Origin of the sequence: Propioniciclava coleopterorum (assembly GCF_011393335.1) — a bacterium.
Classification (GTDB): Bacteria; Actinomycetota; Actinomycetes; order Propionibacteriales; family Propionibacteriaceae; genus Propioniciclava; species Propioniciclava coleopterorum.
In genome coordinates, this window is sequence record NZ_CP049865.1 from 1660243 (window position 1) to 1683087 (window position 22845).

23 protein-coding genes and 2 pseudogenes are annotated in these 22845 nt (G+C 68.9%); 14 read left to right on the forward strand and 11 right to left on the reverse strand.

Annotated elements, in window-relative coordinates; all coding sequences use genetic code 11:
- From G7070_RS08055 to G7070_RS08090, 8 genes are all read left to right on the forward strand, one after another.
- On the forward strand, window positions 1-1029 hold the full coding sequence (locus G7070_RS08055; protein ID WP_166233312.1) for a lytic transglycosylase domain-containing protein: 1029 nt from the start codon (window positions 1-3) through the stop codon (window positions 1027-1029).
- Between the two features lie 165 nt (window positions 1030-1194).
- Window positions 1195-1362 (forward strand): hypothetical protein, encoded by a 168-nt coding sequence (locus G7070_RS08060; RefSeq protein WP_166233313.1) that lies wholly within the window; start codon window positions 1195-1197, stop codon window positions 1360-1362.
- Window positions 1363-1367: 5 nt separating this feature from the next.
- Window positions 1368-2555 carry an ArdC-like ssDNA-binding domain-containing protein gene (locus G7070_RS08065; protein ID WP_166233314.1) on the forward strand — a complete coding sequence of 396 codons (1188 nt, stop codon included), beginning with the start codon at window positions 1368-1370 and terminating at the stop codon, window positions 2553-2555.
- A gap of 25 nt (window positions 2556-2580) precedes the next feature.
- Window positions 2581-2970 (forward strand): hypothetical protein, encoded by a 390-nt coding sequence (locus G7070_RS08070; protein WP_166233315.1) that lies wholly within the window; start codon window positions 2581-2583, stop codon window positions 2968-2970.
- Window positions 2967-4319, forward strand: a complete 1353-nt coding sequence (locus tag G7070_RS08075; protein ID WP_166233316.1) for a hypothetical protein — start codon at window positions 2967-2969, stop codon at window positions 4317-4319. Before G7070_RS08070 ends, G7070_RS08075 begins: the two co-directional genes overlap by 4 nt.
- Window positions 4320-4337: 18 nt before the next feature.
- Window positions 4338-4772, forward strand: coding sequence for a hypothetical protein (locus G7070_RS08080; protein WP_166233317.1), 435 nt, complete (start codon window positions 4338-4340; stop codon window positions 4770-4772).
- Window positions 4769-6217 carry a type IV secretory system conjugative DNA transfer family protein gene (locus G7070_RS08085; RefSeq protein ID WP_166233318.1) on the forward strand — a complete coding sequence of 483 codons (1449 nt, stop codon included), beginning with the start codon at window positions 4769-4771 and terminating at the stop codon, window positions 6215-6217. The genes G7070_RS08080 and G7070_RS08085 overlap by 4 nt, the downstream gene beginning before the upstream one ends.
- A complete protein-coding gene (locus G7070_RS08090; RefSeq protein WP_166233319.1) occupies window positions 6214-6840 on the forward strand; it encodes a hypothetical protein in 627 nt (208 codons plus the stop codon). Before G7070_RS08085 ends, G7070_RS08090 begins: the two co-directional genes overlap by 4 nt.
- Before the next feature lie 201 nt (window positions 6841-7041).
- On the opposite strand, the gene G7070_RS08095 is transcribed toward G7070_RS08090, so the two are convergent.
- The 3 genes from G7070_RS08095 to G7070_RS08105 are packed head-to-tail and all read right to left on the reverse strand — an operon-like array spanning window position 7042 to window position 9320.
- Window positions 7042-8061: an ImmA/IrrE family metallo-endopeptidase gene (locus G7070_RS08095; protein WP_166233320.1), complete on the reverse strand. Its 1020-nt coding sequence runs from the start codon at window positions 8059-8061 to the stop codon at window positions 7042-7044.
- On the reverse strand, window positions 8058-8912 hold the full coding sequence (locus G7070_RS08100) for a hypothetical protein (protein WP_166233321.1): 855 nt from the start codon (window positions 8910-8912) through the stop codon (window positions 8058-8060). Before G7070_RS08100 ends, G7070_RS08095 begins: the two co-directional genes overlap by 4 nt.
- Before the next feature lie 48 nt (window positions 8913-8960).
- The gene (locus tag G7070_RS08105; protein ID WP_166233322.1) at window positions 8961-9320 is read right to left on the reverse strand and encodes a hypothetical protein; all 360 of its coding nucleotides are present in this window, start codon (window positions 9318-9320) and stop codon (window positions 8961-8963) included.
- Window positions 9321-9579: 259 nt separating this feature from the next.
- Here G7070_RS08105 and G7070_RS08110 point away from each other — a divergent pair, with 259 nt between their 5' ends.
- Complete coding sequence (locus tag G7070_RS08110; protein WP_166233323.1) at window positions 9580-10803, forward strand: IS256 family transposase; 1224 nt, start codon at window positions 9580-9582, stop codon at window positions 10801-10803.
- 73 nt (window positions 10804-10876) lie between these two features.
- Here the strand turns inward: G7070_RS08110 and G7070_RS18555 are convergent.
- From G7070_RS18555 to mobF, 7 genes and pseudogenes are all read right to left on the reverse strand, one after another.
- Window positions 10877-11033, reverse strand: a pseudogene (locus G7070_RS18555) (IS30 family transposase); the annotation flags it as partial.
- A gap of 196 nt (window positions 11034-11229) precedes the next feature.
- Window positions 11230-11352, reverse strand: a pseudogene (locus G7070_RS19850) (IS30 family transposase); the annotation flags it as partial.
- A 31-nt stretch (window positions 11353-11383) separates the two neighbouring features.
- On the reverse strand, window positions 11384-12616 hold the full coding sequence (locus G7070_RS08115) for a helix-turn-helix domain-containing protein (protein ID WP_348981493.1): 1233 nt from the start codon (window positions 12614-12616) through the stop codon (window positions 11384-11386).
- The gene (locus G7070_RS08120) at window positions 12613-13143 is read right to left on the reverse strand and encodes a hypothetical protein (protein ID WP_166233325.1); all 531 of its coding nucleotides are present in this window, start codon (window positions 13141-13143) and stop codon (window positions 12613-12615) included. Before G7070_RS08120 ends, G7070_RS08115 begins: the two co-directional genes overlap by 4 nt.
- Before the next feature lie 334 nt (window positions 13144-13477).
- Window positions 13478-14782 carry a toprim domain-containing protein gene (locus tag G7070_RS18560; protein ID WP_246227519.1) on the reverse strand — a complete coding sequence of 435 codons (1305 nt, stop codon included), beginning with the start codon at window positions 14780-14782 and terminating at the stop codon, window positions 13478-13480.
- Window positions 14701-15489, reverse strand: a complete 789-nt coding sequence (locus G7070_RS18565) for a hypothetical protein (protein WP_246227531.1) — start codon at window positions 15487-15489, stop codon at window positions 14701-14703. Before G7070_RS18565 ends, G7070_RS18560 begins: the two co-directional genes overlap by 82 nt.
- Entirely contained in the window at window positions 15486-18971 is a 3486-nt protein-coding gene (gene mobF / locus G7070_RS18570) for a MobF family relaxase (RefSeq protein ID WP_246227534.1), read from the reverse strand. The genes G7070_RS18565 and mobF overlap by 4 nt, the downstream gene beginning before the upstream one ends.
- A 108-nt stretch (window positions 18972-19079) precedes the next feature.
- Between mobF and G7070_RS19855 the strand changes: the two genes are divergently transcribed.
- Window positions 19080-19508 carry an NAD(P)-binding domain-containing protein gene (locus G7070_RS19855; protein WP_431977924.1) on the forward strand — a complete coding sequence of 143 codons (429 nt, stop codon included), beginning with the start codon at window positions 19080-19082 and terminating at the stop codon, window positions 19506-19508.
- An 88-nt stretch (window positions 19509-19596) separates the two neighbouring features.
- The gene (locus G7070_RS08135) at window positions 19597-19842 is read left to right on the forward strand and encodes a hypothetical protein (RefSeq protein ID WP_166233326.1); all 246 of its coding nucleotides are present in this window, start codon (window positions 19597-19599) and stop codon (window positions 19840-19842) included.
- On the opposite strand, the gene G7070_RS08140 is transcribed toward G7070_RS08135, so the two are convergent.
- Window positions 19820-21205 carry a DUF6880 family protein gene (locus G7070_RS08140; RefSeq protein ID WP_246227537.1) on the reverse strand — a complete coding sequence of 462 codons (1386 nt, stop codon included), beginning with the start codon at window positions 21203-21205 and terminating at the stop codon, window positions 19820-19822. The genes G7070_RS08135 and G7070_RS08140 overlap by 23 nt on opposite strands.
- Window positions 21206-21244: 39 nt before the next feature.
- On the opposite strand from G7070_RS08140, the gene G7070_RS08145 reads away from it, so the two are divergent.
- Genes G7070_RS08145 through G7070_RS08155 form a run of 3 tightly spaced genes read left to right on the forward strand, consistent with a single transcriptional unit; the run spans window position 21245 to window position 22748 of the window.
- Entirely contained in the window at window positions 21245-21553 is a 309-nt protein-coding gene (locus tag G7070_RS08145; protein ID WP_166233327.1) for a hypothetical protein, read from the forward strand.
- Window positions 21550-22002 carry a hypothetical protein gene (locus G7070_RS08150; RefSeq protein ID WP_166233328.1) on the forward strand — a complete coding sequence of 151 codons (453 nt, stop codon included), beginning with the start codon at window positions 21550-21552 and terminating at the stop codon, window positions 22000-22002. Before G7070_RS08145 ends, G7070_RS08150 begins: the two co-directional genes overlap by 4 nt.
- Complete coding sequence (locus G7070_RS08155; protein ID WP_166233329.1) at window positions 21999-22748, forward strand: hypothetical protein; 750 nt, start codon at window positions 21999-22001, stop codon at window positions 22746-22748. The genes G7070_RS08150 and G7070_RS08155 overlap by 4 nt, the downstream gene beginning before the upstream one ends.
- Window positions 22749-22845: the final 97 nt, after the last annotated feature.

Here is a 22845-nt window from a genome sequence, read left to right on the forward strand (position 1 = left end):
ATGAGACCCGCCGCCTGGCTGCTCGCTTCCGTCCTGTTCTTCCTGCTCGGGGTCCCGCTCGGTACAGCCCTGCTGGTCGCCACCATCGCCACCCCCGCCTCGGCGTCCGTCCCCGTGGGCCCCTGCACCATCGTCGGTGCGGACGGAACCCTCGACGTCCTCGAGCCGCTGCCGGCCCCGGGGACCGAGCGGCGGGCCAGCCTCACCAACCCGCCCACCGACATCCCCGCCGAGGTACTCGCCCTGTATCAGGAGGCGGCGACCGCCTATCGGCTGCCGTGGCCGCTGCTGGCCGGGGTCGGGATGGCCGAAACCAACCACGGACACCTCACCGGCACCTCGTCGGCAGGCGCCCAAGGGCTCATGCAGTTCCTGCCCGCCACCTTCGCCACCTACGGCGTCGACGGCAACCGTGACGGAAACGCCATCATCACCGAGGACGCAGACAGCATCCACAGCGCCGCCCACTACCTCACGGCCATGGGGGCGACCGACGGTGATGACGGCGTCCGAGCAGCCCTACTGGCCTACAACCGGGCCACCTGGTACGTCAACGACGTCCTCACCTACGCCCAGCACTACGCCACCCAGGTCTGCGCGGCGGAAGAAAGCGACCTGCCCAACGGTCCCGACAGCCCCTGCCCACCCATCGGCAGCACCGCCGAACGCGGCCTCCAACCGGCAGCCCTCCGAGGTCTGCGCTGCGTCAAAGCAGCCTTCCCGTGGATTCAGTCCATGGGCGGCGTCGGCTCGCGACCCAACATTTCCGACCACCCGGCCGGACGCGCGGTGGACTTCATGATCCCCGCCTGGAACACCCCCGAAGGGCGAGCCCACGGCTGGCAAGTCGCCCACTGGCTGCAAGCCCACGCGGGCGAACTCAACGTCAAGTACGTCATCTACGACGACCACGTCTGGCGCGCGTATCGATCCTCGCAAGGCTGGACGCCCTACACCCACCCCAACGGACCGACCAGCAACCCGACGCTGCGCCACCTCGACCACGTCCACCTCAGCGTCAACGGCTGAGCGTCGCCGAAGCACCTCATCGGTCGGGAAGTCTGTCAGGCCCGGCTGCCACTTCCCTCCGCACCCGCGCCGAGCTCAGGTCGAAGTTCGTCGGCGGCACGTGTCCCTGGAGGGCCAGTTTCGTCACTTCTGGAAGGTGAGGGACTACGAGGAGGAGCACCGATCATGGAAGATACCCGGGACGACGTCGAGGACGTGGGCGGCCCGCTCACGGACGTGCCGCTGATCCTGGAGGACCTGCTCTGTCAGATCGAGGAACTCCGCGCCACCGACGGTGACGTCGACGTGATTGCCGACCTGCTTGCCCAGGTCGAGCTCCTCCAGGGCCGGTGAGCCCGATGGCAACGCGTGGTCGAAGGACTTCCGGCTACGACCGGGAGGAGGCGGACGCCGCCCGTCAGGCGACCCTGGAGACGATGCACACCCAACTGGCCGAGAAGGTCACCGCGTTGGCGTCCGGGGAGGGTTGGGCGTCTTGGCTGCGGTTCGCGAACAGCTTCCACCGGTACAGCTTCAACAACACGCTGCTGATCTGGGCGCAGAAGCCGCAGGCGACGATGGTCGCCGGCTATCGCGCCTGGCAGGCCCTCGGCCGCCAGGTCCGCCGCGGTGAGCAGTCGATCAAGGTGTACGGACCCGTCACCCGCCGCGACCCGAAGCTCGACCCGCAGGGCCGGCCCGTACGGGACGCCGACGGCAAGCCGGCGATGGAGGTCCGCGTGGTCGGGGTGAAGCCGGTGAGCGTGTTCGACGTGTCCCAGACCGACGGCGACCCGCTGCCCGAACCGCCCGAGGCGAAGCTGCTGACCGGGCAAGCACCACCGGGCCTGTGGGACGCCCTGCAATCCTTCGTCGAAGCGCAGGGCTACACGGTGTCCCGCGGCGACTGCGGCGGAGCCAACGGGGTCACGATGTTCGACACCCGGCAGGTGCGGGTCCGCGCCGACCTCGACGACTCAGCGGCCTGTAAGACGCTCGCCCACGAGGCCGGTCACGTCGTCCTCCACCACCCGGAGCAACGTGAATTGTTCGCCTGCCGCGGGGTCGTGGAGGTGGAGGCCGAGTCGGTCGCGTTCCTGGTCACTCAGGCCCACGGCCTGGATGCCTCCCAGTACACGTTCAACTACGTGGCCGGCTGGGCCCACCAGGCCTCCACCCCTGACGGGCCGACAGTCGAAGAGGTCGTGAAGGCCACCGGCCAGCGCGTGATCGGGGCCACCGACCGGATTCTTCAAGCCACCCAACCCGCCCCGACCCTCGTCGAGGAGGCCCTGGCCGACCTGTCCGTCCAGGTCGGCCGCCCCGTGGACGCCGTCGCCACCACCCGGCAACTCGCCGTGGACGCCGACACGAGTGCCTCGAAGCCGACGATGACGTCCACCCCCGACGCCTCCGGGTTGCGGGCGGCGTCCGTGCCCGTGCCCGCGTGGGAACGCGTCACGACACCCGCCTTGGACGGCGCCGCGCGGGACCGGCAGGCCTTACCGCGGCAGACCGTGGGCCCGGCGCCGGCGCTGCACCGCTGACTATCGAAGGGAGGGAAGGAACTCGATGGACTCGAACGAGACGCCCAGCCGGTACCCCTACCTGATCAGTGTGCGGGGCGGCCGCCCGGTCCCGGCACGCAAGGAGGGTCACTACTTCGTGTGCGCCTACCAAGTGTTCCTCGGCTTGTGGTGGTCGCCGCGGGAGGTGCGCGTCCTCGAGTACGACCCGCACCGCGACTTCTACCGTGAACAGCGTCAAGCGAAGGAAGCCGCCCAACCAGACGCCCCGCCCGGCACCGGACCTTCCGCGTCCGAGGTCACCGTCGCCACACCAGAGGCCGCCACCGTGGACGCCCCGGTGTGGGAGCGCGTGGACGGCTCAGGCCCGCGGCGCCCGAGCCCACCCACCACGGGTTCCCCACGGTATGTGCCGCGGCGAGCGTGGGGGCGATGAGCGTGGACGCCGACACGCTCGCCACCGACCGGGGCCACGCGTGGTTCCTCAGCGCGGAGGAGCTGGCCGCCACCCGCGCCAAGATCGCCAAGCTGCAGCAACGCGCCGAACGGAAGGGTTTCACCGGCCTGATCGACGTGGCTGCGGTCCCGGCGACGCGTTCCTCCACGTCGGCGGGTGGGCTGCCGGTCACCGTGCACGGCTTTGATGTGACGATCACCGGCGAGCCGCCCCGCTACCAAGGGTGGCGGTTCGTCGCCGCCGTGGACGCCGTCGAGGGCGGCACGATCCTGCGCTACCCGCCCGGCTCCACCGCCGAGGTGCCGAACGATCAGATTCGGCCGGGTGAGTGTGACCACTGCCACACCACGCGCGTCCGCCGCTCCACGGTGCTGGTCTCCCACGACGTCACCGGCCGGCTGCTGCAGGTGGGCCGCTCCTGCCTGAAGGACTTCCTCGGCCACAACACCCTGCCGGTGTTCCTCACCCAGGACGGGATCGCCAACACCCTCGGCGGCAGCCTGGCCGGCACTCCGTCCGCCTGGGACGTCCACAGCGTCCTCACCTACGCCGCCGCCGCGGTCGAGGCGTTCGGGTGGACGCCCGCGTCGGCGTTCGAGCATGGCCGCGTTCCGACCCGCGACCAAGTCCGCTTGGCGCTGGTGGGTGGACGCGGCGCCGACCAGCTCCGGGACCAGCTCGCCCCCCATCTGGCCGACGCCACCGCCCGCGTTCCCCGGCTCCGCGACGACCTGCTGACCGGGCTGACGGGCAGCTCCGGATACGAGGCCAACCTGGTGGTGGTGCTCCGCGGTGCCGCGGTCGACGCCCGGCACCTCGGGTTGGCGGTCAGCGCGATCCCCGCCCACCAACGCCTGCAGGCCGACCGTCAGCGCGAGACGGCCCGGCAGGACGCCGCTCAGACGGTCGACTACGCCGGCAGGGTCGGGGAGAAGGTCACCTTGTCCGGCGTGGTCCGCACGGCGATGCGGGTCGAGGGGTACACCTACCGCTCACCCGACCAGGTCATGCTCGTGGTCGACTGCGGCACCGCGGTCGCGAAGATGACCACCTCCGCCGCGTGGGCCTACCAGGTCAAGGTCGGCGACCCCCTCACCGTGACCGGCACCGTCAAGGCCCACACCGAATGGAACGGGATCAAGCAGACCGTCCTCACCCGCCCCAAGCAGCTCGACACCATCCCGGAGGGTGCCCAGCCGTCCCTCGCGGACGCCGCCCCGCCCGCCCCTTGGGAGACCGTCCCCAGTGTGCGTCTCGACGGCGCGCAGGCCGCCCAACGCTCGACCACCACCCGGACGCCGTCCCGCGGCGTCGCCGTGTCCCACTGACCGCCAAGGAGCCCCGCCATGCAGCGCGCCCGCCGCCACAACCCCTACCCGCTCACTTGGGAGATCCCACTCGGGATCGCCTGCGCGATCCTGCTCACCCTCGCCGTCGGCATCCACCTCGGCGACGCCCTCGCCCACCTCACCGCTGGCCAGCCGTGGGCTTGGCCCCAGCCCCGTGACCTGTTCGGCAGCATCCCCGCCGTCCTCGCCGCCGAACCGGCCTCGGCGGCGGTCAACCCGCGGGTGTGGGTCGTCACCGTCGAACTCCTGCTGACCGGCAGCCTCGGCTGGGCCGCCTACAGCACGTGGCAACGCTGGGGACCGTCGCGGCTCAAGGGCATGGCCACCAGCGAACAGGCCGAACAGGTCCTCGGCGTCCGCCGGCTCCGCAAGGTCGCCGCCATCGTCCGCCCCGACCTCCACGCACGCTCCCCGAGGGAGGCCCGGCGATGAGGACCCGGTTCGATCCCACCCAAGTCGGTTGGCGGATCGGGCGGGCATGGGAGCCGCGCGCGCGTGACCTGTGGTGCCCGTGGGATCGCACCGCCGGCGTCATCGGCCCCCAAGGCTCCGGCAAGACCCTCGACCTGCTCACCCCTGCCCTCCTCGCCGCCCCCGGCGCCGCCCTCGTCACCCTCACCAAGGTCGACGACCTGCTCCTCACCATCACCGACCGCAGCACCGACGACCGGCCGTGTGCAGTGCTCGACCCGTTCGGCCTCGCCCCAGGACTCCCTGAACTCGTGTGGGACCCCGTGCAGGGGTGCGTCGACCCCATGGTCGCCGAACGCCGAGCCAAAGCATTCACCGCCGGCACCATCCGCGGCGCCATCCACACCGGCAGCGGTGACAGTGCCGCCCGCTTCTACGCCTCCGAAGCCGCCAAAGTCCTCCAAGGCTACCTTCACGCAGCCGCCCTCACCGGCCGCACCCTCGACGACGTCCTCGACTGGGTGTCCAGACCCCTGTCGACCACCGAACCCGGCGAGATCCTCCGCGAACACCCCCACGCCGCCCCCTACTGGCACGGCCTCCTCCACGGCGCCCTCCACGGCGACGACCGGACCTCCAGCAACACCGTCACCACCGTCCACCAAGCCCTCAACCTGTTCTTCCAAGCCGACATCCGCCGCCGCTGCGTCCCCAGCGCGGTCCGGGCCGCAACTGACATCGCGGACATCATCCGACGCCGCGGCACCATCTACCTGCTCGGCCGGGAAGACCCCTACGCTTCGGCGTCCCCGCTGATGACCGCCCTGGCCGAACACGTCCTCGACACCGCCCTCGCGCTGGCCAACACCTCCCCCTGGGGACGCCTCTGCCCTCCGATGCTCGCCTCACTGGATGAGTTGCCGTCGACCGCTCCGCTGCCGACGCTGCGCACACGGATGGCGAACGAGCGCGCCTTGGGGATCTCGTTCATCTACGCCGCCCAAACCTGGCGGCAGCTCGCGGCGATCTTCGGCGACCAGGAAGCCAAGGCCCTGTTCGGCCTCACCAACGTGCTCGTCATGTTCGGCGGCAGCAAGGACGTCGCGTTCAACCAGGAAGTCTCCGACCTCGTTGGCACCGTCCGCGTCCCCCGCACCACGTGGCAAACCGGACGCGGCGGCCGGTCGATCTCGGGGGAGGACATCCCCATCCTGCGCGGCGAGGAAATCCGACAACTCCCCGAACGGCAAGCCCTCGTCATCGCCGAGAACAGCAAACCAATCATCGCCAAACTCACCCGCTGCCTCGACGGCACACCAGGACGCACCCTCCTCGAGCGCCAACGAGCCGCGCGTGAGCGCGTGGCCGCTGCACGCCACTGCCAGGTGTCGGCTGACGCGCGCGCCACCGCAGCCCTCGTCGCAGCCCAGCGCGGCGGCCTCACCGATGGCAGGCGGACACCGTGACCAGCTCGGCGCAACCTTCGACTGAGCTGGTGCTTGGGTTCCCGACCCCCGGTCCCCTCATTGGGACCGCCTACCGCGACCTCTACTTGGCCGCCGAAGGCAGCGACAACCAGAAAGCCGCCATCGGCGACCCCAGCCTGCTGCCCAAACCGTGGGACCCGCCCACCTGCCGCAACCCGCATCTGCGCGCCGAGCTGTGGGAATGGCTAGACCAAGTCGTGCTGTGGCTCAACCACGAGTACGTGTGGGACCCCGAGGGCATGATCCCGCCCTGCTGGCCCCACCACCCGCACGTGGTTCACGAGCTCGCTGTCCTTGCCGACCAACGCCGACGTGCCGGCATCTCCCCCGATAGCAACGGCCTGGAGGAATGGCACCGCTACACCCTGCCCGGTTTCCTTGAGCGCCTGCGCGGACGCCTGAAGAGCCACTGCGACCAAGACCACCAAGCTTGGCCTGCCCGAAGCCGTCAGGTCCGCCACACCGGCGACAGCCACACCCAACGGCGGCACGCTGCCTTCGCCGACGACATACGGCGCCTCGGCGCCTCTGAACTGATCGCCCCCGCACGACCTCGACTCACCCTTCTCAACACCGAGACCGGGGAACTGCTGGACGGGTAGCGTCCGCGAGATGGCCAGCAGAATCGCTCGGCCATCGCGCCGTGGCACGTCACCCGGCTGGTCACGAAGTCGTTGAGCATGTGCGGGAGACCGATGCAGGGACGGACCTGGGCCCGCGACTGACTGATGATCGGGCATGAGGGCAAGGCATTCTGGTGCTTCGCGGACGGCAGAGCGGCGGCGCCCGCGAAGACTCCGCCGTCAGCACTCGTGGAGGTTGTGCGCGGCCTCGTAGGCAGTGACTTCTATCCAGCAGTTCGGGCACTGATGCGCGCCAGAGCGTCCCCCACATCGGCACCGGCCGCAGGTGGGGCACTTCGGTTCCCGGCAGGTTCCAGTGCACCACTCGGTGAGCGCATCGGGGGCGAAGTCCTCAGTCTCGCAGCCATGATTGGAGCACGAGTGCCACACGCGCTCGATCTTCCCTTGACCGAACCGGTGGATCGGCGTGAGCGCGACAAACACGTGGGTTCCCTCGAAGTCGAGGACGGCCTCAGCCTTCATCTCGTGCAATTCTCTGCCGCCTTGGTAGACCATCCCCTCGGAGAAGGCGCGGCGAACAAGGCCATCTCGTGCCTCCTCAGCCAGCCGGGAGAACCCCGGCTGCACCATGCCCTTCTTGGGCGGGAATTGGTCGTAGGTGCACTGTGCGTAGATGACCCGCCCTTCGAGGTCGGCCACAGCCAAAACCCACTTGGCCCCATGCCGGAGGACGTCTCCCACATGGCGGAGCGCCGCAGAGCGGGATGCCATGGAGTTAGAGAAGAGGACCGATGCGACCAACGCTGGCGACGTGACGAAGGGGTCGAGGTCCAGGTCCTCGCATGCACTCAGCAGGATCGCGGCCGCGAAGTGGTCACTGACGGCCTCCTCCACCTTGCGTCGCATCCCTTCGTGGACGTCGTCAAGGAGCACCATCGACCATTCTGAATGCCGACGTTGAACGTAGTGCCCCAGTTCATGAAGAAGGGTGAAGTTGTTGCGACGACGGCCGGACGGGTGAAGGTAAATGGTCCTCGATCGGTGGTCGTAGTACCCGCCCCCACCGCACATGCCTGGCAGGGTGTCCAGCTCCAAGATGCTGAGCGTCGGCATCTCAGAGATGGCTCCCCAGGGCTCCTCCCGCAGATACGGCAGATCCAGCCCTTCCGCCTCATCGATCAACGCCTGGGCGATGGCCTTGTGGTCGTTCCTGCGGAGGAGCGACAGCCAGTCGGTCACGAAGCGCTCCCCGTTGATGCGATCCGACGCAGGGCGTCAAGCAACTTCTGCTGCGTTCGAGCGCTGCCGTCGTCGCGTGCGGCCAGCACGTAAGCGTCACGTGAAGCGAAGAGCCGGACTTGGGTCTCAGTCAGCCCGGCCTCTGTCGCCGTCTCGACCACGCGCTTCTTGAAGATGGGTTCTGCCAACCTGAGCCACAGGCCATAGGCCGGATCGGGACCAAGTAGTTCTGCTGGCTCTGCGTCGAGGGCCTTGGCCAAAGCGAGCACTTGTTCAGGAGTGAGCGGCCTCTCGCCCAACCAAGCGCTGCGTGTCTCCTCTGGATCAAGCTCCAAGACTGTGGCGAGGACCGTGGCCCTGCCACCAACCGCCCTTGCCTTGGTTTCGCTGAGGAAGCACTCATCGTCATCAGTACGTCCCGTGTGGAAGCACAACTCAGTCCAGTGCGCGGCGAAAGCTTCCTCGTCATCCTCGGAGCCCCAATCTTCGTCCCATTGGACTTCTTCGGGGTCTTCGTCCTCATCAAGCGCCCACGAGATGGAGCGAACGGTTGCGGCGGGGAGCAGTCCTCCCAACCGCTGACCCAGCAGATGGTTGCCAATCCCGGTTTCCCGGGTGGGCCAAGCCGTGACCTGGCAGCCGAGCGGGCTATCCAGAATGATGCCAGGGCGAAAGGACGCCTGGCCGGGCATGGTGACTGGCCAAGCGAGCACGTGATCGGGCTTCACTGCCGACACCATGACGTGGGCCAGCGTCGACCCGTCCCATGTCAGCGTCCACAGGTCGCCGCAATGAGGTTTCGAGGCGTCCGGGTCATCGCTGCGATGCGCGGTCCAGCCGATCTCAACCATCGCCCCACCTCCTCCGAATGAGCAGAAGATCCAACTTACAGGCTGGTTCTACTTGAGTCGATTGCGGTACAACGCCAGGACGTCGCTCTTCTCCGGCTGAGTCAGGTGCCCCAGATAGGAGCAGGCGAGCCCACCCGTCTTCGCCTTGAGGACGTGGTGAAGCCAGCGCGTCGACCAGTAGCCATCTTTGTCGAGCCCAAGGGAGTCTTGGTGGGGGCTGAACAGGTCCCCGTCCTGCGGTCTCCCATCTGTGGAGGACCGAGCCATACCTCGCCAAGCGTACGGATCGGCCTTCTGGGCAGCGACGCAGGCAATGGGCCGTCTGGGTTTGCCCACCTTGGCCGGATCGGTGGTGACATTGCGGTACACCCTGTACACGTCGCCATTCTCGGGGGTGTTTCCTGGCATGGCGCCAATGGTATCCACGAGCTCTGACAGTCCGAGTGATCGGACGGTGGAAATGACAGGGGAGCAATGATCAGAACCTGTGGATGGTCCTCGGCGGGGTGACGTGAAGGGGCGCACCTTCCCGGGGATGATCTGAAGTCCAAGTAGCTCTGATCAGGACCGGCGTTGACGCGCTGGTTCGGGAAGGTACGCCCATGCTTACGGTAGTCCCCGACGGGAACGAGGCCAATCAACACACCCCGGCGGGGTGGGTGGGTCGATGCTGGACGAGTTGGCTCGCGAGGGGGCCCGGCGGATGCTCGCTGCGGCGTTGCAGGCCGAGGTGGCCGCCTACATCGAGCTGCACGCCGACCAGGTCGACGAACACGGGCACCGGCTGGTGGTCCGTAACGGCTCCCACGCGGCCCGTGAGGTGGCCACCGCTGCGGGGGCGGTGCCGGTCCAGGCACCCCGGGTCAACGACAAGCGCATCGATGAGGCGACCGGGCAGCGGATGCGGTTCGCGTCGGCGATCCTGCCCGCGTTGGCACGTAAGTCGCCGCAGGTCGCGGACGTGCTGCCCTTGTTGTACCTGCACGGCCTGTCCAGTGGCGACTTCGCGCCGGCGTTGGAGCAGTTCTGCGGGTCGGCGGCCGGCCTGTCTGCGGCGACGATCACCCGGCTCACCGGCCAGTGGCAAGACGAGGCGGACGCGTTCGGTAAGCGCAGCCTGCGTGACGTCGACTACGTGTACGTGTGGGTCGACGGGATCCACGTGAAGGTCCGCTTGGAGCAGGACAAGATCTGCCTGCTGGTGATGATCGGGGTCCGCGCCGATGGCCACAAGGAGCTGATCGCGCTCGCCGACGGGTTCCGGGAGTCGTCGGAATCATGGGCGGACCTGCTCCGCGACTGCAAACGCCGCGGGATGCGGGCTCCCGTGCTGGCCGCCGAGGACGGTGCCCTCGGATTCTGGCGGGCCGTCCGGGACGTGTTCCCCGACACCAAGGAACAACGCTGCTGGTTCCACAAGACTGGCAACGTCCTGGCCGCCCTGCCGAAGTCGGCCCACCCGAACGCGAAGAAGGCCCTCGCCGAGATCTACAACGCCGAAGACAAGACCCACGCCCAGACGGCGGCCAAGGCGTTCGCCGCCGAGTACGGCGCCAAGTGGCCCAAAGCAGCCGCGAAGATCACCGACGACCTCGACGTGCTCCTCGCGTTCTACGACTACCCGGCCGAGCACTGGGTCCATCTGCGGACCACGAACCCGATCGAGTCGACGTTCGCGACCGTCCGGCTACGTCAACGCGTCACCAAGGGCCCCGGCTCGAGAGCCGCTGGCATAGCGATGGCGTTCAAGCTCATCGAAGCCGCCCAGGCCCGGTGGCGCATGGTGAACGCACCCCACCTGGTCGCGCTCGTCCGCGCCGGCGTCCCCTTCACCAACGGCAAACAGGTCGAACGACCCGACCAATCGGACCCCCAACCGAACGCCGCCTAATCAACCCATCCACAGGATTTGACAATTCCTCATGACAGGGCCCGTCCCGGTGGAGCCAAGTCGAGTTGACACACTCAGCGCTGTGGACGCTGAGGTCGCTCCCCTTGGGGAAGTAGTGGCGGAGCACGACCGTTGGTGTTCTCGTTCGTGGGGCGTTGCCACGGCGAGTGGGCGTCGCAGAAGTACACCTTGATGCCGAGTTGGTCGGCGATCTGGGCGTGCTTGGCCATCTTGGAAATGACAGGGCCGGTGGAGCCAAGTCGAGTTGACACACTCATTGGTCCGCTTCAGGTCGGCCAGCCGGATCCGCTCGTCCTCGGACAAGTAGCGCGTCGAGTACGACTTGGGCATCGTCGTGGTGATCACGGGTGGCAACTTCAACACACGACCGTCTGGATACCGGATCGACCTGCCGTTGCGCCACCGTTTCGCCGTCTTCCGGTTCACCCCGACCTGGCGAGCCGCCTCCGACAGCGACACCCCATCGGCCAGGAGCCGGCCCAGACGCTCCCGCTTGGCGTACTCCGGCGCCGGTCCCCGACGTCCCATCGCAACTCCTCAAGCTCAGGTGTTGCGACGCTCACCAGATTCCGCCTTGCTGCCGTTGGCCCCTGGGACGCATCTGGATCAACTTGCCGGCGTTGACCTCAGGATGTGGTTCGCGGGCCTGGGTGTCCGCGCGGGGAATGATCGTGGGAACTTCCGGTGGAACCTCCCACAGGGTCCAGCGGGCGAGGTGGAAAGCAGCTACTCCGTAGTGTTCGGCAGCAGCGCTGAGGGTTTGATCCCTAGTGACTCGCGGGAAGGCCTTCTCGAGGGCCTTGTCGAGCCAGATGGGTGTCTCGTTCGACACTTCGACCGGCTCTGCCGTGTTCCAGCCCCTTGCGGAGATCTGTCTGTAGAGGCTCCGGGAATGGTCTTCGTCGATGACTCCGAGCTGTCGGAAACGCACCACGAGCATCTTGATCGCGACACCCCACCTGGCTTTGAGCTGTTGCAGCACGCTCAGAGTCACTCTGCCGCCCAGACTTGCCCAGTCCTCCAGTAGGGGCCCCGCAGGAGCTAGGAATGCGGCAGCGAATCGATGAGCCTGCTTCTCGAGGCGCTTGGCCTCCTCAGGTGTCATCGGTGGCGGGACCTCAGCGTGCAGCGCCAAGTGGCCGAGTTCGTGGGAGACGGTGAACCTCTGGCGATCTCCAGGGACGTGGTGCGAGTGGTCTGTGTTCCAAGCACGGCTAAGCCGAATAAAGGGCCGACCGTTGACGCGCTGCGATAGGCCAAGATGCCGACCGAGTTCTGAGTCGAGCGGGAGGACGATGCACCCGAGCCGCTCGGTGGCGCGGACCGCGTTCCTGACAACGTCACCTTCTGGGATGTCCGCGATGCTGCGCACGTGGTCTGCAAAGGATTCAATGGCGTCCTCGTCGTTGGGATCACCGTCGAATAGAGGCAAGATGTCAGGGACCCATTGCATCCTGGACCAGGACATGAACTCGTGAGCCAAGAGGTTGTCCCCGAGGACCTGTTCGACAACCTTGGCGGACGCGTCAGCGTAGGCGCGGAGCCAGGGCTTCGTCGCTAGACCCGGTTCGTAGGGACGCATGAGGAACTCAACCGAGCAGTCAAGTGCCGAGGCAAAGGAGGCAGCGAGTTCTCGGTCGACAGGCATGCGGCCCGTTTCGACCTTGGACACGATCGTGTTTCCCTTGAGTCCGAGTGACTCGCTGAGTGCGGTCTGAGATCGTCCGCTGGCAACGCGGAGCAGTCGAACCCGCTCTCCAATGTCCCGACTCATGATCGATCCGCGGCTCATGCTGCGGAACCGGCCGCTCTGTCGTGGTCGAGATCCTGGTCGCCGAACCCCGGCAAGAAGTCCTCATCATCGGACGTGAACTTGCCACCACGGGGAGGCGTCCCGCCCGACCCGAGCAACACCGTGCTTCCGAGCACAAGTTGAGGAACCTTGTGTTCGGTGACGCCGAGGATCTTGGCTGCGAACACGTCCTGGATCGCCTGGTCGGTTGAAACGGTGTAGCCCAAGACCCATTGCTCTTCCCCGATCAGCGACTCGGGGACAGTCTTCGTCAACGCGGAGTTGGTGCCAACCAACATCTCGAAGACGCCGGCCCGGCCCTTCCTCGCCTTCTTGATTCGGTACTTCCGGTAGGTGCCCGGCTCCGACCAGACCAAGTCCCAGCCGTTGTGAGCCCGGGTTGGCGTAAGCCCGGCGGCACGAGCGCCTTGGCGTGCGCCAACCACGACGAGGCTTCGGACCATGGCGCTGGCGATCTCGTCGGTCTCATCGAACGCAGGGTGTAGGCCTGTAGCCTTCGTGACCAAGTAGCCGCTCTCCTCGATCTCGTCGCGAATCCAGTCGGCGACTCTGTGCAGCGCCTGCAGTTCGTGGGGCCCAAGGTCATGTTGAGAATGATATTCCTCAAAAAGTCACATGTCCAGGTGCGTGCCCCGAGCGTGTCGCGTTCCGTTCGGCCTTCAATCCTCCCGCGTCGTTGGTGTGGTGCCCTGCGGCGTGCTCCCGCAGCCTCTTGATCCCCCGAGGGTGGAGCGAGGGTTACGTCCGTGATCGGGTGTGTGATCCCGCTGCCTGACGTCCCGCTCATTGTCGAAGACGTGCTGATCCAGGCCAAGCGGCTGGGGGACGCCGGTGCGGCCCTTAGCGGTCCCAGCCGAGGCGGGGTGTGACGCGCCGGGCCCCGGCCTGGCGTTCGTGGGTAGCGCCGCCGCCGATGGGTGTTTTCACGATTTCGGCTAGGCCGCTGGTGTCGCGGGCGAGGCGGGTCTTGACCTGGTTGATGTCCCGCAGGGGTGCTTCAGCGGCGGCGCGGGGGTCACGGTTCCATGCGGCGACCACGTCCTTCAACGCGGTGCGGATCACGCTGGCGGGGAGGTCGAGGCGTTCGGCGATGTCCTGGGTGCCGGTTTCCCAGCGTTCGGGTGGGGTGGCGGCGGTGACGCGGAGGGCTTCGAGGGCGGCTTCGTTGGCGGGGAGGTGGACGAAGCGTTCGTCGACGAGTCGGTCGGCGAGGGGCCTCGCGTTGGCGAGCGCTTCGGCGAGAACCTCGCCGCGTCCCGTGGCCACCAGGTCGGCGGGATCTGTGCCGTCGGGAAGTTCGGCGTGGCGCGGGTCGTGGCCGTAGGGGGTGAGCATCCAGTAGTCGCGTTCGGCGGCGACGCGTCCTGCGAGGTCGGCGTCGGTGGCGACGATCGGCGTCCGATGACCGTGCTGGCGTAGTTGGGCGGCTTGGTCGTCGGTGAGGGAGGTGCCGAGGGGTGCGACGCCGACGTAGGTGCCGCCGGTGGCGAGGGTGACGGCGATTGCGTCCATCGGGCCTTCGACGATGACGGGGGTCACGTCGGGGGGAAGCGACCCGGTCGTGAAGAGTTGGTCGCCCTTGTGGAACAGCAACGTTTCGCCGGTGTTGAGGTACTTGGGGCCGGCGTGGTCGTCGGTGCGTTGGGGGTGGCGGCGTCCGACGAACCCGAGAACGATGCCGTCGTGGCGGATCGGGAAGACCGCCCGGTCGCGGAAGCGGTCGATGAGTCGGCCGGTGGAGGCGGTGGTAGCGACCCCGGAGGCGAGCATTTCGGCGTCCGAAATCCCTTGGCGACGGAGGTGGGTGACGAGGGTGGTCCAGCCAGCGGGGGCGTAGCCGGGTTGCAGGTCGGGGTGGCCGGTGAGGTCGACGCCGAACCGTTCCGCGAGGTAGGGCTGGGCCCACGAGTCGGGGTAGCAGGCCTGGTAGTAGTCGGCGGTGAGCCGATTCACCTCGGCGAGGCGTTCGGGGGTGTGGGGGCTGTCGCGCCACGCGTCCGCGCGGGCGAGCATCTTCTCGAGGTCGTGGCTGGTGGGTTCGGGTACGCCGAGGGACTCCCGGATCATCGCCTCCCACGCCAGGCTCGGGCCCTCATCGTCAGCATCGGCGACGGACGCGACAGGCTCGATCGGGTCGACGGCCACGGTGGGGGCGAGTTCGTGCGGGTCGCCGATGAGGATCGGGTTGGTGGGCTGGTAGCCGTCCCACAGGTCGGCGGGGGTTCGCCGTCGGGGTCCGGCACGCCTTCGTCCGAGCCGTCCGCGGCTGTGGGCGGGTGGGTGAGCATCGAGATTCGCCACACCAGAGCAAGGCACGCGTCGACCTGACCGTGCCCGGCCGGGGTGCTGGTGAGCAGGTCGCCGGGCATCCAGCCTTGGCGGATGCCGTGGTCGACGGCGGTGACGAGGGCGGGCCACCAGCGGCTGGCTTGGAGTTCGGCGGCCCGGTCCGCGCCCACGGTGTCGGCGAGGGATCCGGTCCACGCGGGGGTGAGGGGTTGGTCGGTGTCGAGGGCGCCGGTGACGGCGGGGGTGAGGTGGCGGGCGATCCGCCACCACAGGGCTGCGGCCGGGTGGTCGTCGGGCAGGTTCCCTTCGCTCGCCGCGGTGAGCAGCAGACGGCGGGCGTCCAGGCCGGACGCCGAGAGTTGCGCGAGGCGGCTGGCGAGCATGGGGGTGAAAGCATCGCCGGTGGTGTGGGGGGCCAGCTGGTGGAGGAGGGGTCCCCATTCCGCCATGGCGGGCTGGTGGTCGCCGGTGAGCCGGTGGTCGAGGTGGCGTTGCCAGCGGGCGGCTGCGGTGGGGAATTGCCGTTCGCCGGTGGGTCGGAGGTCGGTGTCCGGCACGTTCATGGCGGCCCGCCACACGGTGAGGTCGGCGATCGTCTGCCCGGTCGGCTGCCCGAGGCAGGACGCCAGCCACGCCGGTGTCCGGTTCTGGGGGTGAGCGCTTGCTGGTTGACGGTGTCGGCAAGGTCGGCGACCAGGCGGGCCCGCGCTCCGAGGTGGGTGCCCCATTCGGGGTGTTCGCGGAGCCGGCTGGGGACGCTGGGCAGCCACGGCAGGGGGCCTGGGGTGGTGTTGCGGAGTCCGGTTGGGTCGAGGCGCCAGCCGAGGACGGCCGCGGGATCGGTGGCGCCGGTGAGGTCAGTTCTGGCGGCGACGGTGCGGAGTTCGGTGAGGGGGTCGTGGCCGTCGGCGGCGATCAGCAGCAGGTGGGCGCGGAGTGCTGGCCAGGCGTCGCACCACGGGACGCCGGGCAGGATCTGGTCGACCTGGCGTTCCAGGGCGCGGACGGCGAGGTCACCGGCGAGGTCTTCGGCGGCCACCGTGAGGGCGTCGGCGTACCGGGCGACGGCTTGTCCGAGCCGGAGCCGCGGGTCTTCGAGTTGCTGTTGCAGCGATGTGGCGGAGGTGGGGGCGGTGTCGCGGGCGAGGATCTGTTCGAGGATGTCGGTGGCGGTCGGCGGCCGGACGGTGTCGGGGTGGATCAGCGTGTGGGGGTCGCCGTCGCCGACGACCTGGAGGTAGACGTGGTTGGCGTGCCGGCCGCGGGTGAGCATCGTGTACAGCTGTTGGCGGCCTTCGGTGCCGGTGGCCACGCCGTGCATCGTGTCGACGGACACGCCTTGGGCGGTGTGCACGGTGGACGCGTAGCCGAGTTCCACCGACGCGGCCACATAGTCGGCATCCAGCATCACGCTGAGGTGGCTGCGGGTGTGGAGGGCGCGGACGCTGCCTGTGGGGGTGATGCCGGTGATGGTCCAGCGGTCACCGTTCTTGACCCAGTCGGTGGGGCTGACCCGGAGGCGGCGGTCGTTGGTGCGGGTGATGATCACATCCCCGATCGACGCCGTGAGCCCATCGGCGAGCTCCACCTCACGCCCCGGCGCCCTGTCGTGGAGGCGGTGGGTGCGGGCGCGGGTGTTGAGTTCGGCGACCAGGTCGCGGGTGGGGGCGAGCATGATCGTGTCCAACCCGGCGGTGCGGTCGGCTTGCCAGGCGTCGAACACCTGGTTGGTGATGGTCGCCAGGTCACCGACGTGAACCCGTTGCCGGTCGAGGTAGAAGCCCAATGCTTCGGTCTGCCCGTCGCGCAGGGCGAGGCTGGCGCCGCCTTCGGCGGGGTCGGCGAAGCGGACGAGTTCGTTCAGCCGGGCGGCGCCGTGGCTGGTGGCGATGTCCCGTAGGACGCCGCCGGCGCCGATCGCGGCGAGTTGTTGGTCGTCGCCGATGAGCCGGACGCTGCCCCCGCGCGCCAGGATGTGGGCCACGGCGGCGTCCAAGCTGAGGGTGTCGGCCATCCCGGCTTCGTCGATCACCACGAGCGTCTTCGGGCCGATCTGGGCGGCCCAGTCGGGCAGTTGCTGGTGGTCGATCGACCAGGTGAGTTTGGCGAGGGTGTCGGTGTGGGAGTCGATCTGCGCCCCGAGCGCGGCCGCTGCCGCTGCGGACGGTGCGAGGCCCAACACGGTGCCGCCGGCTTCGGTCCACGCCGTCGCGAGGGCCCGCATCGCGGTGGTCTTCCCCGAGCCGGCGGGGGCGATCGCGACCTGGACGCGGGCGCCGGAGCCGGCCATCGCCCGGACGAGGGCGACCTGCCCGGCGTTCAACTCGACCCCGTTCGCGGTGCTTTCGAGGAGGGCGACGGCGATGGTGGCCTCGTCGACGACCATTCCATCGCGGCGGGCGGCGGCGTCCACGAGCCGCTGTTCGGCGGCGAGGATCCGCGGCGACGTGAACAACTCGGCCCCCGCGACCGTGTACACCGACTGCCCATCCACCCGCCGCAACACCGCCGGCTCGCGGACGCCGTCGTCCGGGACAGCCAGCGGCGTCGAGTGTTCGGCGAGCGCGACGGCGACGAGCCGGTCCACGGTCGCCTGCAACAGCGTGGTGGGGACGTTGGCGGTTCGGGCGCGGCGTTGGGCTTCGGCGCGCACGTGCCAGGACTGCCACGTCGCCCGCGACCCCTCCACAGTCGCCACGATGGACGCCGCCGTGCCCGTGAACCACGCGTCATCCAGCATCGGACCCGCGAAGCGGGTGGGGTGGAGGGCGGTGTGGATCATCCGCCGGATGCCGTCCGGTCCGCCCAAGACCTGCTCGGCTTGGGTGCGCCACGCGGTGCGTTGTTCGGTGAGGGTGCGGGGTTCGTGCTTGTCCTGCCGGGTCTCGAGGTTCGCCTGCTGCGCCAGCGCGAGGGTTTCGATCGCGGTCGGCGGACGCCCGTGCGCGGCCTGGAACTCGGAAGCCAGCTCGGCTTGGCGCTGCTCGATGCTGCGCCGACGGGCGGACCAGCGCCGGTTCAGGGCGGGGTCGACGCCGTCGATCTCGCGGACGGGACGGCGTCCAGCTTGGGTAGTGCGGTCGACGAACTGGACCCCCAACGCGTCCGCCAAGTGCCGTTCCAAGGCGGTGTTGTAGGTCTCGGACGCGGTGACCTTCGCCTTGAACAACACCCGGCCGTCGATCGACAACCAACGACCGTCCAGGGTCTGCACCTTGTTCGCCACGGCGACGTGGGTGTGCAGGTCCGGGTCACCTGCCCGCGAATCCCGGTGGGTAAACGCTGCCGCAACCAGCCCCCGGACGTTGACCTGACGGACGCCCTTCGCGCCGGTCCTGGTGAACAGGGCGTGGTCCTCGATCAGCTTGAGGGCGTCGGCGATGGCTGCGTGGTGGGCGCGTTCGATGATCGCCGCGGTGTGCGGGTCGGCGAGCGCCCACAGGGTCGACACGCTCTTGACCGGTGAGAAGGTCAGGTCGAAGCCAGCGATCGCAGTGGTTTGCGGCCGGGACAGCTTCGCGATCAACCCGGCGAGCTCGCGCGCGTCGACGGGGTCGCGGCCGAACTCGGCGCGGAAGAACTCCCGCCCCACCTCGGTGCGGATCCTGGCGCGTTCGTCGGCGGCGACCGCCGAGCGCGCCGGCGCCCCCTCCAACAAGTTGAGCGCGGCGAGCCGTTTGGCGACCTCAACGCGGAACGGGGACACGTCGTTCGCGTGGATCTTGAACGGCGACCCCAGCCGCGACACCGCCAGGTAGTCGGCCTCGGTGAGGCCCGGCCCGTGGAGGGCGTCCATCCGCTGCTGGGCGAGCGGGTGCAAGCCAGCGCCGAACAGGTTCTGCATCTGCTCGGCGGTCACCACATCGCCGGCATCCAAACCATCGATGCCGACCATCCCGGAGCCCAGCCATTGGCCGGGGGTTTCGCCGCGTTCGGTGTAGTAGGAGGCCAGTCCGAGGTGGCCCTTCTCGGTGGTGTCCTGCACGGCGACCTGCCGGGTCAGGTAGTCGTACCCCGATCCGGCGGTGATCTTGTGCAAGCTCATCACACCCTCCAGAAGTGATTTCTGAGCCTCTCCAGGGACACTTCCGGAGAAAATTGGTGCGACGCGTTCTGGGACAGTCCCGACCTGGGTGCACTAGGTGTGTGCCACATGAGGACGTCGGGACAATCGGGAGGGACATTGGCCGCCGTTGGGTCGGTCGTGACTGAGGGCGGGTCGAGTGTCGGTGCCGCGCGGGAAGGCTGCGGTTCATTGCGTGGCTGCTGGGGCGTGACGACGATCGGTTTCAGCGGTTCCGGACACATCGGCTCGCAACTGGCTCGGCTCGCGGTGGCGCAGGGCTACGACGTGATGATGAGCAACTCCCGGGGCCCGCCATCGGTTGCGGCGTTGGTCGCCGAGTTCGGCCCCACGCATGGGCCGCGACCCCGGCTGAGGAAGCTGACGTCGCCGAACTCGACTCCGAGGCGGAGTGGACGCCCCCGCCTGTCAATGGCCCTCCCGGACTGCGCTACCGGGACGCACCCCACGACACCGAACGCGCAGTGTCGTAGCGAGGTCGGTCAGCGCCACAGGTGAAGGAACGTCAGAGTGCGCGGTTATCTTCAGCCATGTGTCGTCCAGGATCGGTTCGGAGTTCGGGACGCTCGGCGAACGCTTGGCGGCCATGAAGCCCAAGCCCCCCGAGCGTCCGGTGGATCCGGCCCGTCACGTGTGGGTGCAGACCCCGTCGGGACGCCAGGCCGGACTACTGGTCGCCTGGGTCACCGGCGTCGATGGCACGTGGTGGGGCAGGGTCGCTGTCTCGGACGCCCCCGGCGAGGCCAGCCTCCAACTCCTGGCCGGCTGGCTCCTCATTCCCGTCCAGCAGGAAGTCGAGGATCCACAGGTCAGGGCAGACCAGCCCGGGTGAACTCCTGCTGCAACCGCGGGCGTCGGCGGTGGGCCTCCCGCAGGTCGGCGACCAGCGCGTCGACGCCGTCGGCCACCTCGGTGTCGCGGGTGAGCGCGCGCAGGTGGGCGAGCTTCCGGGCCGCGGCCCGGTAGTGCTGGGCATCGGCGTGCTCAAGATGATCGAGCACCTGCCGAGTGTGGATCGGCACGACTGCGAGCGGATCGACCTTCTCGTACCGGTCAGCCAGGGTTCCCCACAGGCCGGGCTCGTCCAGACCGAGCGAGTGGGCCAACTCCCACGCCAACTCGACGTCGTCCAAGGAGTGCAAGGCGAACGACACGGCCTCGGCCGGCCGCTGGTTCAGCGCGTCCATCACGCGCTCTCGGTGCTCGGGCCACGCCTGGCCGGCAGCGGCACGGACGCCGTCGGCGTGGGTAGCGGTCGGCCACCGGTCGAACACCGCCAGCCTGGCGGTGAGTTCCTCGGCCGGCCGGTGCTCGGCCAGCAGCCGGCACCACAGGCGGGCAGCGTGGACCGACTGGTGGCCCCGGTCGAAGAAGGTTGCCTGGCGTGCCCAGTCGATCGCGAGGTCGGTCTCGCCGATCTCGGCAAACGCCTCGGCGGTGTCCTCCAGCCAGGCGGCGACCTTCCGGTCACGGGCATGGGTGGTGATGATCGCGTCGAGATCCCGATCCCAGACCGCCAGCCGCTGGGCGTTGCACTCCAGCACGAACCGGGCATGCCGCAGCCCCGCCTGCTGCTCCCACCCGGTCGGGTCGGCCGTCCGCTGCAGCCACAACGCATGTTCTTCCGCTTCGGTCGGGGCGGGACCCACCGAAGCGGCGATCTCGGCGAGCCTGGTCTTGTACAGGGCCATCCCGCGGTCGCCGAGCGCCGGCCCGTAAGCGGCGGGGTCCAGGGTGAAGTAGTCGACGACGCCGTCGAACTGGAAGTCGATCATCCAGGCCACCAGCCGGGCCGGTGGGGGAGGCGCGGCGTTGGTGAGGTCGGCGTGCAGGGCGAGGAGGTCCTTGATCGCGTCGCCGATGATGCCGCTGGAGTCGTCCGCGCGGGCGATCGCCTTCAACGCGGTCGCCAGCGCACGCTGGGTCACCGGCAACACCTCGGCCGCCGGCTGCGTGTGTGCGGCAGCGCGCAGCAGGGCGACCGCCTGGTGGACGCCCTGGCCGTAGCTGTTGGCGGCGCTCCAGCGGTGCAGATCGGTCCGGGTGCGGACCAGGGGCAGCACGGCGTCGGCCAACGATCCCACGTGAACCCCTCCCGGTCGGATTGGATGACGGTCAGTCTGCCACGACCCGGTTCGCGAGAAGTCGGCGGAATTCGCGGCCGCCGGGTGTCCGCGGAGGGCCCTCCAGCTCACTTCTGGATGGTGAGAGGACTCACACCCAGGAGCGAAACCATGACCGACACGAAGACCGGAGATCAGTCGATCCGGCGCGCAGCACGGCAGGCGGCGGTCGCCGCCCAGGCTCGCCGGCGCGCGAAGACCGCCGAGCGGGACAAGCGATTGGACGCCGCCGCCCTCACCCTGATCGTCACCCTCGCCGAACGCGACGCCCTGGAACGTCGAGCCGGCGCCGCCATCCGAGCGATGCTCACCGACGGGCTCACCCTCACCGACGTCGTCACTTGGATCGACGGCGAAGCCACCCTCAAGGAAGCCACCCGCCTCGCCGGACTGGCACCCACCGGGGAGCCCCAGCCATGACCACCACCATCCACCTCAAGAACCTGATCCACGACGGCCGCTGCCTGGTCGGCTACGACGACCAGGGTGAGTACGTGGCCGGCTGGCCCGAGGTGGCCCGCGAGTCCATCCGAGCCATCAACCACCTGACCGGCCACGGCCCCATCCCGGCGCCCACGCTCTACCGCGTCCTCGGCGAACTCAAGGGCGTCGGCCACCTCCTGCCGCAGGCCTTGGCCCAGATGACACGCGGACTCCAGAAGTCGCTAGAGGTGTACCGGGTCTACGACGCTCGGGACCCGGCCGACTCGGTCCTCGAGGCCACCCTCCTGCTCAACCAAGCCCTCCGGAAGGCCGCCGAACTCGGCGAACTCCTCGAAGCCGCGCAGGCTGCCATCAGCGAGCAGGGCTACCACGACGAAGACGAGGGGGATCCCACCCTCTTCGACGGCGAGGACGACCCGCGATGAGCGACCCGATCACGACAAGGCCCGCGCGCAGCCGCTGTTGGGGGCTGCTGCTCAAGGCCGCTGTCGTGGTCCCCGAGCTGATCATCGCCAGCTTGCTGTGGTTGGTGATCATCGCCCTGCTTCCGCCGGGCGCCGGCTTCGTGCTCATGGTCGGAGGCCTGATCTTCGCCGTGGTGCTCGCGGTCGGGCTCGGCGAGGATCTCACCGTTCGGGCGTTGCACCGGGCCCGTCGTGCCACTCCCGCCGAGGCGCCGCTGCTGGCAGTGGCGTGGCGGATCGCCACCCACCAGTTGGACGCCGACGGCCTCCGGCTGCGGATCGTCAGCCACGGCCCGCCCGTCAGCACGGCCGGACGCCAGCACATCCTCCTGCGCAAGGACGTCGTCGCCGCCTACTGCACCAACCAGATCACAGCGCACACGGTGGCCGCCCTGATCGCCCAAGGCATCGGACGCCTCCGCCACGGCCACACCCGCTTCGACCTGCTCTGGACGTTCTGGACCATCCCGTGGGATTTCGTGCGCGGCCTCGCCCACGCCATCGGACGCCGCCTTGCCTGGATCCCACTGGTCCAGCTCGCGTGGCACACCCGGATCCTCGTCGGCACCATCGCCGTGATCCTCGAGGCACAGGCCGGACGCTGGCCGTCGGCGATCATCATCGGCGCGTTCATCGCGCTGAGCTACGTGGTGCCTCGCTCGCGTTCGGCTTGGGACGAATACGTCTCGGCACGCGTGTCGCCGTAATTGCATCGACGCGAATCCAGGTGGCCGGCTTGCAGGCATCCCCGTTGACTGGCTGCCAGCGAGCCACCGGTATCCCCCCGTCGCTCCGGATAGAGTG

Coding starts and splice junctions, on each gene's coding strand:
- G7070_RS08105 (WP_166233322.1), bottom strand. CDS start 9,320: ATGCCAGGAAACACCCCCGAGAATGGCGACGTGTACAGGGTGTACCGC.
- G7070_RS08135 (WP_166233326.1), top strand. CDS start 19,597: ATGAAGCCCAAGCCCCCCGAGCGTCCGGTGGATCCGGCCCGTCACGTG.
- G7070_RS08145 (WP_166233327.1), top strand. CDS start 21,245: ATGACCGACACGAAGACCGGAGATCAGTCGATCCGGCGCGCAGCACGG.
- G7070_RS08065 (WP_166233314.1), top strand. CDS start 1,368: ATGGCAACGCGTGGTCGAAGGACTTCCGGCTACGACCGGGAGGAGGCG.
- G7070_RS08115 (WP_348981493.1), bottom strand. CDS start 12,616: ATGAGCCGCGGATCGATCATGAGTCGGGACATTGGAGAGCGGGTTCGA.
- G7070_RS08085 (WP_166233318.1), top strand. CDS start 4,769: ATGAGGACCCGGTTCGATCCCACCCAAGTCGGTTGGCGGATCGGGCGG.
- G7070_RS18565 (WP_246227531.1), bottom strand. CDS start 15,489: ATGAACGTGCCGGACACCGACCTCCGACCCACCGGCGAACGGCAATTC.
- G7070_RS08080 (WP_166233317.1), top strand. CDS start 4,338: ATGCAGCGCGCCCGCCGCCACAACCCCTACCCGCTCACTTGGGAGATC.
- G7070_RS08070 (WP_166233315.1), top strand. CDS start 2,581: ATGGACTCGAACGAGACGCCCAGCCGGTACCCCTACCTGATCAGTGTG.
- G7070_RS08075 (WP_166233316.1), top strand. CDS start 2,967: ATGAGCGTGGACGCCGACACGCTCGCCACCGACCGGGGCCACGCGTGG.
- G7070_RS19855 (WP_431977924.1), top strand. CDS start 19,080: ATGAGGACGTCGGGACAATCGGGAGGGACATTGGCCGCCGTTGGGTCG.
- G7070_RS08060 (WP_166233313.1), top strand. CDS start 1,195: ATGGAAGATACCCGGGACGACGTCGAGGACGTGGGCGGCCCGCTCACG.
- G7070_RS08155 (WP_166233329.1), top strand. CDS start 21,999: ATGAGCGACCCGATCACGACAAGGCCCGCGCGCAGCCGCTGTTGGGGG.
- G7070_RS08055 (WP_166233312.1), top strand. CDS start 1: ATGAGACCCGCCGCCTGGCTGCTCGCTTCCGTCCTGTTCTTCCTGCTC.
- G7070_RS08100 (WP_166233321.1), bottom strand. CDS start 8,912: ATGGTTGAGATCGGCTGGACCGCGCATCGCAGCGATGACCCGGACGCC.
- G7070_RS08110 (WP_166233323.1), top strand. CDS start 9,580: ATGCTGGACGAGTTGGCTCGCGAGGGGGCCCGGCGGATGCTCGCTGCG.
- G7070_RS08150 (WP_166233328.1), top strand. CDS start 21,550: ATGACCACCACCATCCACCTCAAGAACCTGATCCACGACGGCCGCTGC.
- mobF (WP_246227534.1), bottom strand. CDS start 18,971: ATGAGCTTGCACAAGATCACCGCCGGATCGGGGTACGACTACCTGACC.